Here is a 13,081-nt window from a genome sequence, read left to right as displayed (position 1 = left end):
AGGGGAATAGACCTGTCACCTGCATCGGTTTCTTCCGATTGAGGACGCCCGCGCCCGCGTCCCTAACACGCAGGATGACCGCCCCGAGAGCCCCTTCCTAGGATGGCTCCGCCCTGGCGTCGATCAGGGCAGGAGACAGGTGTGAACCAGCCCCGGCGAGGCCTTTGATGGCTCACTACGCAGCGATCCGCGCCGTGGGCGAGAGCGTGCTGGCGCTGATGCGCGAGGCCTGCCCGGCGGCGGACCTGCAGCTCGGCGCGTCCCCCGCCTTCCAGCTCGCGTCGCTGGGCAGCCTGACCGACGGCCAGACGCCGCCGGCCGAAGGCTTCTACCTCGTGCTGTGGCGCGTGGGCATCGGCGGCTCGCCGCGCAACCTGCCGCCGCGGCGGGCGCGCGACGGGCGGCTGTACAAGCCCTCGCTGCCGGTGGACCTGTACTTCCTGATGCTGCCGGTGGCCGGCGCGGCCGACAAGCAGACGCAGATGCTGGGCTGGGCGCTGGCCTTCCTGCACCAGCTGCCCACGCTCAGCGGCGAGGTCATCAACCGCTACACCCAGGGCAGCCCGGCCGTCTTCCAGCCCGAGGAAACGGTGGAGCTGATCGCCGACCCGCTGTCGATGGCGGACTACCTGTCGCTGTGGGACCGCGTGAAGAGCGGCTTCCAGGCCGGCATGACCTATGTGGCCCGCATGGTGCTGCTGGACATCGACCAGCCCGAGCCCACCGGCGCGCCCGTCACCGAGCGGCGCTTCGGCGTCGGCACGCCCGGAGGGCTGGCCTGATGGTGGCGACGCTGCTGGCCCCGCCGCGCGACGAGCTGGTGCTGCCCGCCGGCGACGGGCTGCTGTTCGTCGACACGGCCACCGGCGAGGTCGTCACCGGCGGCCTGCGCTGCCGCCTGGTGCAGCGCCGCGACGGCCGGCTGCTGGGCCTGGCGCGCAGCACACCCGGTGGCGCCCACCACTGGCCCGACCTGGCCGACCGCTGGCGCACCGCGCCGGCCGCCCCGGTGCAGGCGGATGTCGTCGTGAGCGACGAGCTGCAGCGCTTCCTGCCGCTGAGCCTGCCCTGGCCGCTGCCGGGCGCGCCGGCGGGGCAGGTCGTGGCTGGCACTCTGTTGCAGGGGCGGCGGTTGCTGCGCGTGAACCTGCTGTCCGCGCCGGGCCGGCCCGCGCCGCCCGGGCTGGCCAGCGTGTACGGGCTGCTGGCTTGGCAGCTGGACGGCGCGCCGGCCGCCTGGGCGCGCGTGAGCTGCCTCACCGGCGACGGCCGCGTCGTCGACGGCGCCACCGATGCCGACGGCCGGCTGGCACTGCACCTGCCACGCCCGCGGCCCGACCGCCCCGGCTCGCCGCCCGGCCCGGCCGCGCAGCTGCGCGTGTTTGCCGACCGCGCGCTGGCCGCCGCGTCCGCCGCGCTGGCTGCGCCCGACGTGCTGGCCTTCGCGGCCCAGCCCGAGGTGAGTGCGCTGGCCGACGTGGGCGCCGCGGCGGCCTACGCGCCCCCTGCGTTCATCACCGGCGAGCCGCTGATCCTCGCCTCCCTCGGCCTGCCCCCCGCCCAGCGCGAACTGCGGCTGGTGCCGATCTAAGCCCCGTCCCACGAAGGAGACCGTCATGCCCGAATATCTTGCGCCCGGTGTGTTCGTCGAGGAGGTGTCCTTCCGATCGAAATCCATCGAAGGCGTCAGCACCACGACGACGGGCTTCATCGGCCCCTGCCGCTACGGCCCGGTGACGGAGGAGCCCGACATCCTCACCAGCCTGACGGAGTTCGAGCGCCGCCATGGCGACGGCAACCTGCTGGGCTTCGGCAACGACGGCACCACCACCGCCACCAACTACCTGTGGCAGGCCGCGCGCAGCTTCTTCGAGGAGGGCGGCAAGCGGCTGTACGTGAGCCGCGTGTTCCGCCCGCGCAGCGGTGCCTACCCCACCGACCTGGCCGCCACCTTCGGCGCCGCGCCGTATGCCGACGGCCACGGCCGGTTGCTCGTGGGCACGAGCGACCAGTTCCGCATCGTCGCCCGCTACCCCGGCGCCTTCGGCAACCTGCAGGTGCGCTTCACCGTGAAGCTGGGCGCCAACGTGCTGGGCGCCTTGCCCGACCCCGGCGGCGGCCCCACGCTGACACCCACGCTGGCCAACCTGGCCGACGGTGATGTCGTCTGGATCTCCACCGCCGCCGCTGCGCTGAGCGCGCCGGCCGGCGGGCCCAACCCGCCGGCGGCGGTGCGCGCCATCGCGGACCTGCCGCTGTACGTGGCGCGCCGCAGCGTAGCGGGTGTCTGGACCTTCACCGCCGGCGTGGCGCCGGCCGGTGTGCCGGGCGGCACGACGACGTTCTCGCTGGCCGACTTCGCGCTGACGCTGACGCCCGGCACCGGTGACGCCATCCGGCCTGTCGGACTGAGCCTGGAGGTGCTGACGCCCGACGGCCGGTCGCTGGGCGCCTGGAGCGGCCTGCCGCTGGAGCCGGCGCACAAGACCGCCGGCGTGCCCGACGGGCTGTTCGACCTCTTCAGCGTCAGCGGCCCAGGCAGCGCGGGCCTGCCCATCGTGCTGCTCAACGGCAGCGCGCCGGCCACCAACCTCATTGACAACGGCAGCGACCTGCTGAAGGCGCTGGACGCGTTGAGCACCGGGCTGGACCTGAAGATCACGCAGATCGAATGGGACGACGCCGCGCAGACCGAGCTGGCCGCGCTGCGCAAGAAGTTCGAGCGCGGCCTGACTGCCACCGCCTGGCTGGCGGGCGGCAACGACGGCCTGCTGCCCGGCCGCACCGAGTACGAGGGCCGCGCCGACCCGACGCAGGACTACACCACCGGCTTCAAGCAGTTCGAGTCGCTGGAGGACATCTCCATCGTCGCGGCCCCGGGCTCCACCTGGCGCGCCAGCACGCGGCCCGATGACGTGGCGGCCATCACCAATCTGCTGATCGCGCACGCCGAGAAGATGCGCTACCGCATCGCCGTGCTGGACTCGCACGAGGGCCAGAAGATCGCCGACGTGCGCAAGCTCAAGGCCAAGCTGGACAGCAAGTACGCCGCGCTCTACTACCCCTGGGTGACGGTGTTCGACCCGGTCACCCGCCAGCCGCTGAACCTGCCGCCGTCGGGCTTCGTCGCCGGCATCTACGCGCGCAACGACACCGAGCGCGCCGTCTACAAGGCGCCGGCCAACGAGGTGGTGCGCGGCGCCATCGGCTTCGAGACGCCCATCAACACGGCGCAGCAGGAGGTGCTCAACCCCGAGGGCATCAATGCCTTCCGCTTCTTCGAAGGGCGCGGCAACCGGCTCTGGGGCGCGCGCACCATCAGCTCCGACTCCGAGTGGAAGTACGTCAACCTGCGGCGCTACTTCGCCTACCTGGAGCGCTCCATCGACAAGGGCACGCAGTGGGCCGTGTTCGAGCCCAACGGCGAGGCGCTGTGGGCCAACGTGCGCGCCACCGTGCGCGACTTCCTCGTCAACGAGTGGGCCAACGGCGCGCTGCTGGGCGACAAGCCCGAGAAGGCCTTCTTCGTGCGCTGCGACCGCTCCACGATGACGCAGAACGACCTCGACAACGGGCGCCTCGTGTGCCTGGTGGGCGTGGCGCCGCTGCGGCCCGCCGAGTTCGTCATCTTCCGCATTGGCCAGTGGACGGCCGACCAAAAGTCCTGAGCTAGGAGACCACCATGGCCGTCGTTCGTGATCGCCCCTACGTCCAGTTCAACTTCCACGTCAACCTCGGCGACGGGGTGACCAACACGCCCCAGGCCGGCTTCCAGGAGATCAGCGGCATCGGCATGGAAGTCACCATCACCGAGTACCGCCCGGGCAACTACGCGTTCAACAACGTCATCAAGACGGCGGGCCTGAACAAGGCCACCGACGTGACGATGAAGCGCGGCGTCATCGGCTCGCTGGACCTCTACAAATGGCTGGACGACGTGCGCAATGGCGCCAACTCCGGCCTGCGCACCGTCACCGTCGAGCTCAAGAGCGAGGACCGCACGCAGACCGTGCAGACCTGGCGGCTCATCAACGCCCGCATCATGAAGCACGTGTCCGGCCCCTTCAACGCGAAGGGCACGGACGTGGCGATGGAAGAGTTGACGCTGTCCTACGAACGCCTCGAGATGGAATGAGGTGAGGCATGGCCGTTGGCGTTCGCATCGTCGATGACACCCCGCCCGGCGGCGACGGCATGCCGGTGATGGACGTGCCGGTGTTCGTCGGCTTCGCGGCGCGCGGGCCGCTGCACCGGCCCGTGGCGCTGGACAGCGCAACGGCCTACGGCGCGGTGTTCGGCGGCGAGGTGGACCTGGTGCAGGCGGGCGACGAGGCGACCGAGCGCCTGGTGGCCCACCTGCCGGCGGCCGTGGCTGCGTTCTTCGCGGGCGGCGGCCGGCGCTGCCACGTCATCCGCGTTGCGGCGGCATCGGCGTCCGCGGTGGAGTTCACCGTGCCGGGCCTGCGGCTGGCGCGCCGTGCCGGCGCCCAGTGGCAGCTGACCGACGTGATGCTGCGCGCCGACAGCCCCGGCACTTGGGCGGACCGCCTCGCGCTGTCGGCCCGCGTGCGCAGCCAGGCGCTGCACGAGGGCGACCCGCTGCGGCCCGGTGACCTGCTGCGCGCGCAGCGGCCCGACGACCCGGGCGTGGTCGCGTGGCGGCGCGTGTCGGCGGCGGCGCTGCTGCAACCGTCGATGGCGCAGCAATGGCTGGTGCCCGAGCTGCCACCCGGCCGCGAGCCGCTGGCGCGGGACGAGCCCATCGCCCCCGCCAGCTGGCTCATCGAGCGGGTGCAGCTGGACCTCGCCTTGCGCGAGCCCGGCCAGCCCACGCAGACGCTGGACAGCTGCGGCCTGGCGCCTGGCGCCGCGCAGTTGCCGTGGTGGCGGCTCGATGTCGATGCGCGCTACGACGCCGGCCTGGACCTGGGCGGCTGGCCGCTCGCCGGTGTGGCCGCCGGCCCGCCGGCCGGCAGCTGGATGCTGCTGCCGCTGGGCCTGGGCGGCGACTTCACGCACTGGGCGCCGGCCCGCCCGGACGGCCGCGACGCCATCGCCCGCCTGGGGCTGGACGCATTCGGCCCGCAGCTCTTCGTCGACCCGGCCTGGACGCCCGGGCTGCGCGGCCGCGCGCTGCTGGACTGGGCAGATGAGGTGCGCTTCTTCGGCAGCCAGCCGCGGCGGCTGAAGGGCCTGCACGGCGCGCTGGGCCGCGACGACGCCTGCGCCGACGAGGCCAGCTGGGTGCTGGTGCCTGATGCCGTCCACCCCGGCTGGCGGCGTACCGGCCTGCCGCCGGTGCGCGATGTGCTCGTCACGACGACGCCCGACCCGGCCTGCAGCTACCCACCCACGACGTTCGACGACTGCGCGCCGCCGCCGCCCGTGCCACCGCAGCCACCGCGCTTCTCGTTCAACCTGGCCACGGCCACGCTGCCCGCCGTGCTGGCCGCCGACGAGGCCTTCCACCTGCGGCTGCGTGCGGATGGCGAGGATCACGGCGCCGTGCAGCTGCTGGAGGTGCAGCGCGCCGGCCAGCCGGACTTCTCGGATGCGATCCGCCTCGTGCAGGCCGCGCCGGCGCAGGACGTCGAGCTGCGCCTGGCGGCGGGCACCTGGTGGCTGCGGGCCCGCGCGCACCGCGACGGCCTGACGGGCTGCTGGAGCGAGGCCGTGGAACTGGACGTGCAGGCAACGGCCTGGCGCGCCCGTCAGGGCACGCCCGCCGACCCGGCCGTGGACGCCGCGACACCCGTCAACACGGCGCTGCTGGCGCTGTGCGCCGCGTCGCGCGAGCACTTCGCGCTGCTGGCCGTGCCGCAGCGCTGGGGGCAGCCGGCCATCGCCGCCCATGTCGATGCGCTGCGCCGCGAGGCGGCCCTGGTGGACACCACCCAGTCCGCCAGCGCCGCCAGCTTCGCGGCCATTCACCACCCCTGGCTGCTGCAGCGCGACGCCGATGACCGCCTGCGCAGCCACCCGCCCGGAGGCGCGCTGATGGGCCTGCTGGCCCGGCGCAGCCGCCAGCATGGCGCCTGGGGCGCGCCGGGGGCCGACCCGCTGCCGGCCGCGCTGGCGCTGTCGGGCGAAATGCAGGGCGCCGAGGTGCTGGAAGCGCTGGGGCTGAACCCGCTGGCGCTGCGTGCCGACGGCATTGCCGCCGTGCGCAGCCAGACGCTGTCGCTGGACGCCGACTGGAGCGCTCTCGGCGTGCGCCGCCTCTTCATCCTGCTGCGCCGGCTGTGCCGCCGCGAGGGCCAGCGCTTCGTCTTCGAGCCCAACGACCTGACGCTGCGCCGCGGCCTGGAGCGCAGTTTCGACGCGCTGCTGCACCGCCTGATGCAGCGCGGCGCGTTCCGCGGCGTGGACGCCAAGTCGTCCTACCTGCTGAAGACGGCGGCCGGCGCCGACGCCGCGCGTGAGATCGAGCGCGGCGAATGCAGCCTGCTGATCCAGGTGGCGCCATCGCGGCCGCTGCGCTTCCTGACGCTGCACCTGCGCCGCAGCGGCGAACAACTCGTCATTGAGGAACGCTGATGCCGGAGCAGCAATGGCAACCCTTCCCGGCGCTGAACTTCGTCGTCGAGATCCTGCCCGACGGCGACAGCAAGCCGCTGGCCAACGCCGCGTTCTCCGACTGCGACGGGCTGGAGGTCAGCCAGGAGGTCAAGACGCTGAAGGAGGGCGGCAACCCCAACCGCGTGCACCGGCTGGCCGGGCCCGTGCAGTTCGGCCAGCTGACGCTCAAGCGCGGCGTCACGCGCGGTACCGACCTCTGGAAATGGTTCGACCGCAGCCTGGCCAACCCCGCGCTGCGCGCCGGCATCACGATCAGCGTGCTGCGCGCGGACAAGAGCGAGTGGGGCCGCTTCGTGCTGTCCCGCTGCCTGCCCATCAAGTTGAAGGCGCCGACGCTGAGCGCCAAGGACGGCAACGTGGCGGTTGAAGAAATCCAGGTTGCTTACGAAGCCTTCCGTTGGGAGGACAAGTCCGATGCCTGAACTCGAAATCCAGCACGCCAAGCTCATCGAGCTGAAGGACGACCTCAGTGACGTGATGCCGGGCGGCAAGTCGCTGACGGTGCAGTTCAACCCCGAGTCGCTGAAGCTGTCCTATGCCAACCAGGTCAAGGAGCAGCCGAACTCGTCCGGCGGGGGAGGAGGCGGCAACCAGAGCCAGGGCAGCGCCGCGCGCCAGTTTGTCGGCACCGGCACCACCAAGCTGGCGGTGCAGCTGTGGTTCGACGTGGCCGCGGCCACCAGCGCGCCCTTCATCGTCGACGACGTGCGCCGCATCACGGCCCAGGTGCTGTACTTCATCAAGCCCAAACCGGCCGCGGCGGGCGCGCGCGACACCTCTCAGCGCACGCCGCCGGGGCTGCGCTTCTCGTGGGGCAACTTCCTGTTCGACGGCATCGTCGAGAGCATGGAGGAGAGCATCGAGTTCTTCTCGCCCAAGGGCGAGGCGCTGCGCGCCAGCATCACGCTGAACATGATCCAGCAGGAGATCCTCGTGCCCGCCTTCAGCGGCGACGGCACGGTGACGGGCGCACGCCCGCTGTGGCCGGCCGGCGGCGGGCAGTCGCTGCAGGCGCTGCAGGACGCTGCCAAGGCCGCCGGCGCGGCACCAGCGTCGGGTGGTGGTGGTGGTGCGGCACAGCCCGGGTCTGGCGCCAGCCCCGGCGCCGGCGGAGGTGGTGGGCTGGGGGCTGGCCTGAGCGCCGGGATCGGCGCCGGCGCATCGGCGGGTGTGGGCCTGGGCTTGAGCACCGGCGCCGCCTTCCAGCGCGGCGGCTGGCAGGCGGTGGCGCTGGCCAACGGCATCGAGAACCCGCGCGCGATGCCGGCCGGCCAGCTCATCGACCTGTCGGCCACCAAGCCCCGCATCGTCAGCGGTTGAGCATCGAGGAGCCACCATGCCTGTCGAGATCCACGAGTTCGAAGTCAGCCCCGCACCGGCGCCGCCCGCCGCATCGGGCGGTGCTGGCCAGCCGGTAGCGGCGCCCGCTGCCGAGCCCGAGCTTGAAACGCTGGCCCAGGCCCGGCGCATGGCTGCCGCCGCACGCGAACTGCAACTGCGCACATTCGCCCACTAGAAATCATGAAGCCCCCACGCTCACTCCGTTCCCTGCCCCCCGAGGGGGCGTCAGCGCCTTCCGGGCGGCCGAGCAGGCGCTGATATGCCCGACGTCTCCATTCCCCTGAGCAGCGGCCGGCCCACGGTGGAGGTCGACGGCCAGGTCGCGTCCGACCTGGCCGCCGCGTTGACCGCGCTGGAGATCCGCGAGCGCATCGACGGTCTGGCGCAGGCGCAGCTGGCCTTCGGCAACTGGGGCACGCGGGACGACGCGCCGGGCTACACGCTGTTTCGCCGTGACCGCCTGGAGTTCGGCAAGCAACTGGCCATCAAGCTGGGCACGGACCTGCTGTTCAGCGGCCGCGTGATGGCGCTGCAGGCCCGCTTCCCCAAGGCCGGTGCGGGCGAGGCGCAACTGGTCGTGCAGGTGGAAGACCAGCTGCAGGACCTGCGCATGAAGCGCCGCAGCCGCAGCTTCGACCAGGCCTCGCTGGCCGACGCCGCCCAGCGCATCGCCAGCGACCACGGCCTGACGGCGCAGGTCGACGCCGAGTCGCCCACGCTGCCGCTGCTGGCCCAGGTCAACCAGAGCGACCTGGCCTTCCTGCGCGAGCAGGCACGCCGCTGCGAGGCCGAGGTGTGGCTGGAAGGCCGCACGCTGCACCTCGCCGCCCGCCGGCGCCGCGGTGGCGGGACGCTGTCGCTGGACTACGGCGGCAAGCTGATGGGTTTCGACGTGCGGGCCGACCTGGCGCTGCAGCGCACCGAGCTCAGCGTGGCTGGCTGGAGCGTGGCAGACAAGCAGGCCATCAAGGAAACCGCTCGCGCCGACAACGTGCTGAGCAGCGAGACCGGCGACGGCGAGGCCGGCGCGGCGCTGCTGCAGCAGAAGATCGGCGCGCGGCCCGACACGGTGGCCCACCTGCACCCGGGCTCGGCCGACGAAGCGCGACAGCTGGCCGAGGCCTGGCTGCGGCAGATCAACCGCCGCTTCGTCGTGGGCCACGGCCTGGCGCAGCCCGACGCACGGCTGCGCTGCGGCGCCAGCGTCGAACTGACGGGGCTGGGGCCGCTGTTCAGCGGCAAGTACGCGCTGGCCGAGGTGACGCACCGCTTCGACATGGCCGAGGGCCTGCGCACCGAGTTCGTGGCCGAGCGGCCGTGGATTGGAAGAGCAGCATGAGCTTGTTCGACGTCAGTCCTGCCGAGGCGTTGTATGCCGACCGCCACCCGCAGGGCTGGGGCGGCCGCTGGTACGGCTGCCACGTCGCCGAGGTTGTCGACATCGTCGATCCCGACGGACAGGGCCGCGCGAAGATCGCGCTGCCCTGGGCGCCCGACGCCGACGGCCAACGCTACGAGGCCTGGGCCCGCATGACCACGTTGTTCGCCGGCAACGACCGCGGCAGCTGGTTCATGCCCGAGGTGGGCGACGAGGTGCTCATCGTCTTCCAGGGCGGCGACCCGCGCTGGCCCTTCATCGTCGGCGGCCTGTGGAACGGCCAGGACAAGCCGCCCGAAGCGGCCAGCGCGCAGAACAACCACAAGGTCATCAAGAGCCGCAACGGCGTCGTCGTCACGCTGGACGACAGCCAAGGCCAGGAGCGGCTGCAGCTGGAGACACCGGGCGGCTGCAAGCTGACGCTGAAGGACGGCACCGGCACCGTGACGCTGGAGGACAGCAACGGCAACAGCATCAAGCTGGAGACGAGCGGCATCACCGTCACAGCGTCGGCGAAGGTCACCGTCAACGCCAGCCAGGTGGCGGTGTCGGCCGGCATGGTCACCGTCGACGCCGGCATGTCGCGCTTCTCGGGCGTCGTGCAGGCCGACACGGTCATCACCAACACCATCATCGCGGCGACCTACACGCCCGGGGCAGGGAACATCCTATGAGCGCGCAGCATGTTCTGCGGTGGGTGGGTGGCCAGAGCTTCGTGGCTGCGCCGGTGAACGCCGTCCCCACGCTGCTGCGCTTCGACAGCGACGACTTCATGGACCGGCTGCTGGTCCTGCTGGCCGATGCGCCGCAGACGCTGCCCAGCCTCGTCGCGCGGCCCGAGTCCTGGCAGCAGTTGGGTGAGCCCACACCCGCCCCGGCACTCGCCGCGCCAACCTCGGCGCCGGCGCGCGCGCTGGCCCGCCGGCGCGGCCTGCTGGGCTTCAAGCGCACCGTGCCCGCCCCAGCGCCCGCGCCCGTGCTGCCGCTGAAGCTCTTCCAGCCCGTGCACCAGCGCTTCTACGTCGCCGCGGCGCACCTCGTCTGCGAGCTGCCGGGCCTACCGACCCGCACCACGGCGGGCGGCGACAAGAGCGGCATGCTGCTGCGCCGGCTGCTGCCCAACGGCGGCGAGGCCGCCTTCGTGAAGACGCCCGGCCAGCCCGGCCGCTGGCATCCGGTCGCCACTGCCGGCCAGCCGCTGCCGGGCGAGGAATGGCTGCCGGTCTTCCCGCTCACCTACACCGCGCCCGACGGCCACCCGCGCAAGCTGCTGGCCGGCCTCGTGCCCGCGGCGCGGCACGACGACTTCCGCTTCGCGCCGCTGGCCCCGCCCACGCCGCCCACGCCGCCCGGGCCGGCGGACGGGCTGAAGGCGCTGGCCCGCATGAAGCTCATCGCGCCGTGGCAGGGGCTCATCGAGCGCGCCCGCGCCGCGCGCGACGCCACCGGCTCCATGCAGGTGGACAAGCCCTGGGACGACAAGCAGTCGGCCCGCGATGCCGATGCCGCCAAGGCGTTGCCCGCGCTGAACGACCAACTGCAGGAGTCCAGCTGGCGGCTGCTGCAGGACATGCAGGAATGGCTGGCCGCCACGCTGCCCGACGTGCATGCCGGGCTGTCCAGCGGCTCGGCGCCGGGCGCGAAGGCGCAGGCGCTGCTCAACCTGCTGGCCGCTGCGGTCTGGGACACGGCGGAGCGGGCCGCCGTGGACGCGGTGCTGTCGACCGACGTGAAGGCGATCTCGAAGACGGCAGCCGTCAATCTGCGCCAGGCGCTGCTGGCCATCGCCCAGCCCGGCGTGGGCCGTGACCTGGACGCCACCGAGCAGCCGTTCCCGCGCGGCCCCGGCTGGGCGCCGTTCAGCTTCCCGCTGGTGGTTGCCACCGCGCCGGACGATGCGACCCGGCCGCTGGCCGGGCCGTTCAACCCCTGGCCCGAGGTGGACCCGCCGCCGGGCTCCGCCCCCATGCCGCCGCAGGTGCCGCCCGCGGACGCCCGCGAACAGCAGCGCTGGCGCAGCGACCACGCGCAGCGCGAGCAGGAGCGGGCGCAGCGCCGGCTGGAGTCGCTGTACGTCGCCGTGGCCGCCGCCATCGACGAAGCCGTGGCCGCCGGCACCGTGGGCGCGGCCTCGGCCCAGGCGCCGGACGCCGCCCGCATGGCCGCGGAGCTGGAAGCCACGCTGAAGGCCGACGCCGGCACGCCACGCTACGTGCTGCGCTTCGTGCACCAGCGCTGCGACTGCGGGCCGCTGCATCCGGCCGTCATGTCCGACCCCAGCGAGGCCTTCGAGCTGGCCGGCTTCTTCGACACCGATGCGCCGCTGCGCCCCATTCGCATCGCGCTGCCGTTCGACACCTCGCCCGGCGGGCTGCGCAAGTACGGCAAGAACAGCGCCTTCATCATGAGCGACCTGCTGTGCGGCCAGATGAAGCGCGTGCGCCGGCTGGGCTTCGGCGACCTGGTGCTGTCGGTGCTGCCCTGGCCCTTCCACAAGGACCTGGACGTCGGCGAGATGGCGCCCTGCGCCAAGCCCGAGCCGGGCAGCAACTTCGGCACCATCTGCTCGCTGTCGATCCCGATCATCACCATCGTCGCGTTCATCCTGCTCATCGTCATCGCGACGCTGCTGGACCTGATCTTCCGCTGGCTGCCGTTCCTGATGGTGTGCTTTCCGGTGCCGGGGTTGAAGGGGAAGAAGCCATGAGGTCTGTGGTTTTGGCGATCAGTGATGCGTGCTCGGTACTCCTGGTTGGTGGCCCGTGCGGTGCCGGGAGTCCGCCCCGGCGGGCGGGTAACTTTCTTCTGCGGGGCCAGAAGAAAGTCACCAAAGAAGAGGCCCTGAACCGCACACGACCGCGACGCCGCCTGGAGCGGCGCGCGAAAACAGCCGTCGGGGATGGCTCGACGAAGCGAACCGCTGCGCTCTCGCGTCTGACTTGTGACGCTCGTCAGCCATCGCACCCGTGGCCCGTCCGACGCGCGGCTGCACGCCGTGCTCATCAAAACAGCCAAATGCAGCGCCGCTCGGGCGGCGCGGCAGAGCGGCACTTTCGGTGCCGTCGCCCCAGCGACGCGGCTGTTCCTGGTCAGCCCGGCGTGCAGCCGGCGTTAAGCGGCATGAAGGAGCGATGGATGGCGCTCGTCACAGGGACAGCAGCGAGAGCGAAGCGGGTCGCGTCTGCCCGGAGTGACCTTGTGCGTTTTCGCGCGCCGCTCTTGGCGTCGCGCCGCTCGTGTGCGGTTCAGGGCCTCTTCTTTGGTGACTTTCTTCTGGCCCCGCAGAAGAAAGTTACCCCGCCGCCGGGCGGGACTCCCGGCAATGCGGCGATCAGCAGCTTGCCCCGCAAGAGCAAGCAGACAACCCAGCAGGAACAAACCCCATGACCGACGAAGCCGCCCTCTACGGCCGCGGCGTGGCATTCCCGCTGCGCGTCACGCCCGAAGGCCGCCTCGCGTGGAGCGCGGGCGAGGCCAATGTGCGCGAATCCATCCGCATCCTGCTGCTGACCGCCCAGGGCGAACGCCTGCGCCGCCCCGGCTACGGCGCCGGGCTGGAGCGCTTCCTGTTCGAGCCCAACACGACGGCCACCTGGCGCGCCATCGAGGAAGTCATCCGCCGCCAGCTCGCCAGGTGGGAGCCGCGCGTGCAGGTCGAGGCCGTCAAGGTGCAGGCCGACCCGAGCGACCCCGAGGCGGCCATCGCCGAGCTCAGCTTCACCCTCGTCGCCACCGCGCAGGCGGGCCGCATGAGCCTCAGCATCCCGGTCCAGGGGAGGTAAA

Annotated in this window: 12 protein-coding genes; all 12 read left to right on the top strand. The window is 72.4% G+C overall.

Features of this window, described 5'->3' with window-relative positions; translation table 11 throughout:
- Window positions 1–167: 167 nt before the first annotated feature.
- The 12 genes from AC1Q7O_RS06820 (at window position 168) to AC1Q7O_RS06765 (ending at window position 13,080) form a co-directional block, all read left to right on the top strand.
- Window positions 168–782 (top strand): Pvc16 family protein, encoded by a 615-nt coding sequence (locus AC1Q7O_RS06820; RefSeq protein ID WP_492662601.1) that lies wholly within the window; start codon window positions 168–170, stop codon window positions 780–782.
- Window positions 782–1,591 (top strand): hypothetical protein, encoded by an 810-nt coding sequence (locus tag AC1Q7O_RS06815; protein WP_492662677.1) that lies wholly within the window; start codon window positions 782–784, stop codon window positions 1,589–1,591. The genes AC1Q7O_RS06820 and AC1Q7O_RS06815 overlap by 1 nt, the downstream gene beginning before the upstream one ends.
- Before the next feature lie 25 nt (window positions 1,592–1,616).
- Window positions 1,617–3,668 (top strand): phage tail sheath family protein, encoded by a 2,052-nt coding sequence (locus tag AC1Q7O_RS06810; RefSeq protein ID WP_492662515.1) that lies wholly within the window; start codon window positions 1,617–1,619, stop codon window positions 3,666–3,668.
- A 14-nt stretch (window positions 3,669–3,682) separates the two neighbouring features.
- A complete protein-coding gene (locus AC1Q7O_RS06805) occupies window positions 3,683–4,135 on the top strand; it encodes a phage tail protein (protein ID WP_492662516.1) in 453 nt (150 codons plus the stop codon).
- A gap of 8 nt (window positions 4,136–4,143) precedes the next feature.
- On the top strand, window positions 4,144–6,537 hold the full coding sequence (locus AC1Q7O_RS06800) for a hypothetical protein (RefSeq protein WP_492662517.1): 2,394 nt from the start codon (window positions 4,144–4,146) through the stop codon (window positions 6,535–6,537).
- On the top strand, window positions 6,537–7,001 hold the full coding sequence (locus AC1Q7O_RS06795) for a phage tail protein (protein ID WP_492662518.1): 465 nt from the start codon (window positions 6,537–6,539) through the stop codon (window positions 6,999–7,001). The genes AC1Q7O_RS06800 and AC1Q7O_RS06795 overlap by 1 nt, the downstream gene beginning before the upstream one ends.
- Window positions 6,994–7,899 (top strand): CIS tube protein, encoded by a 906-nt coding sequence (locus AC1Q7O_RS06790; RefSeq protein ID WP_492662519.1) that lies wholly within the window; start codon window positions 6,994–6,996, stop codon window positions 7,897–7,899. The genes AC1Q7O_RS06795 and AC1Q7O_RS06790 overlap by 8 nt, the downstream gene beginning before the upstream one ends.
- A gap of 16 nt (window positions 7,900–7,915) precedes the next feature.
- Complete coding sequence (locus tag AC1Q7O_RS06785; protein ID WP_492662520.1) at window positions 7,916–8,095, top strand: hypothetical protein; 180 nt, start codon at window positions 7,916–7,918, stop codon at window positions 8,093–8,095.
- Window positions 8,096–8,179: 84 nt separating this feature from the next.
- Window positions 8,180–9,259, top strand: a complete 1,080-nt coding sequence (locus tag AC1Q7O_RS06780; RefSeq protein ID WP_492662521.1) for a phage late control D family protein — start codon at window positions 8,180–8,182, stop codon at window positions 9,257–9,259.
- Window positions 9,256–9,972, top strand: a complete 717-nt coding sequence (locus tag AC1Q7O_RS06775; protein WP_492662522.1) for a phage baseplate assembly protein V — start codon at window positions 9,256–9,258, stop codon at window positions 9,970–9,972. Before AC1Q7O_RS06780 ends, AC1Q7O_RS06775 begins: the two co-directional genes overlap by 4 nt.
- A 53-nt stretch (window positions 9,973–10,025) precedes the next feature.
- Window positions 10,026–12,005: a hypothetical protein gene (locus AC1Q7O_RS06770; protein WP_492662523.1), complete on the top strand. Its 1,980-nt coding sequence runs from the start codon at window positions 10,026–10,028 to the stop codon at window positions 12,003–12,005.
- Window positions 12,006–12,681: 676 nt separating this feature from the next.
- Complete coding sequence (locus AC1Q7O_RS06765) at window positions 12,682–13,080, top strand: GPW/gp25 family protein (RefSeq protein ID WP_492662524.1); 399 nt, start codon at window positions 12,682–12,684, stop codon at window positions 13,078–13,080.
- The last annotated feature ends 1 nt before the right edge of the window (window position 13,081 follow it).

It is taken from the genome of Roseateles sp. GW823-FHT07B05 (assembly GCF_058794515.1).
This window is presented reverse-complemented; position numbering and strand designations above follow the sequence as displayed.

What these genes read in the sequence shown, in the direction of transcription:
- AC1Q7O_RS06820 (WP_492662601.1), top strand. Translation starts at nt 168, where the DNA reads ATGGCTCACTACGCAGCGATCCGCGCCGTGGGCGAGAGCGTGCTGGCG.
- AC1Q7O_RS06815 (WP_492662677.1), top strand. Translation starts at nt 782, where the DNA reads ATGGTGGCGACGCTGCTGGCCCCGCCGCGCGACGAGCTGGTGCTGCCC.
- AC1Q7O_RS06810 (WP_492662515.1), top strand. Translation starts at nt 1,617, where the DNA reads ATGCCCGAATATCTTGCGCCCGGTGTGTTCGTCGAGGAGGTGTCCTTC.
- AC1Q7O_RS06805 (WP_492662516.1), top strand. Translation starts at nt 3,683, where the DNA reads ATGGCCGTCGTTCGTGATCGCCCCTACGTCCAGTTCAACTTCCACGTC.
- AC1Q7O_RS06800 (WP_492662517.1), top strand. Translation starts at nt 4,144, where the DNA reads ATGGCCGTTGGCGTTCGCATCGTCGATGACACCCCGCCCGGCGGCGAC.
- AC1Q7O_RS06795 (WP_492662518.1), top strand. Translation starts at nt 6,537, where the DNA reads ATGCCGGAGCAGCAATGGCAACCCTTCCCGGCGCTGAACTTCGTCGTC.
- AC1Q7O_RS06790 (WP_492662519.1), top strand. Translation starts at nt 6,994, where the DNA reads ATGCCTGAACTCGAAATCCAGCACGCCAAGCTCATCGAGCTGAAGGAC.
- AC1Q7O_RS06785 (WP_492662520.1), top strand. Translation starts at nt 7,916, where the DNA reads ATGCCTGTCGAGATCCACGAGTTCGAAGTCAGCCCCGCACCGGCGCCG.
- AC1Q7O_RS06780 (WP_492662521.1), top strand. Translation starts at nt 8,180, where the DNA reads ATGCCCGACGTCTCCATTCCCCTGAGCAGCGGCCGGCCCACGGTGGAG.
- AC1Q7O_RS06775 (WP_492662522.1), top strand. Translation starts at nt 9,256, where the DNA reads ATGAGCTTGTTCGACGTCAGTCCTGCCGAGGCGTTGTATGCCGACCGC.
- AC1Q7O_RS06765 (WP_492662524.1), top strand. Translation starts at nt 12,682, where the DNA reads ATGACCGACGAAGCCGCCCTCTACGGCCGCGGCGTGGCATTCCCGCTG.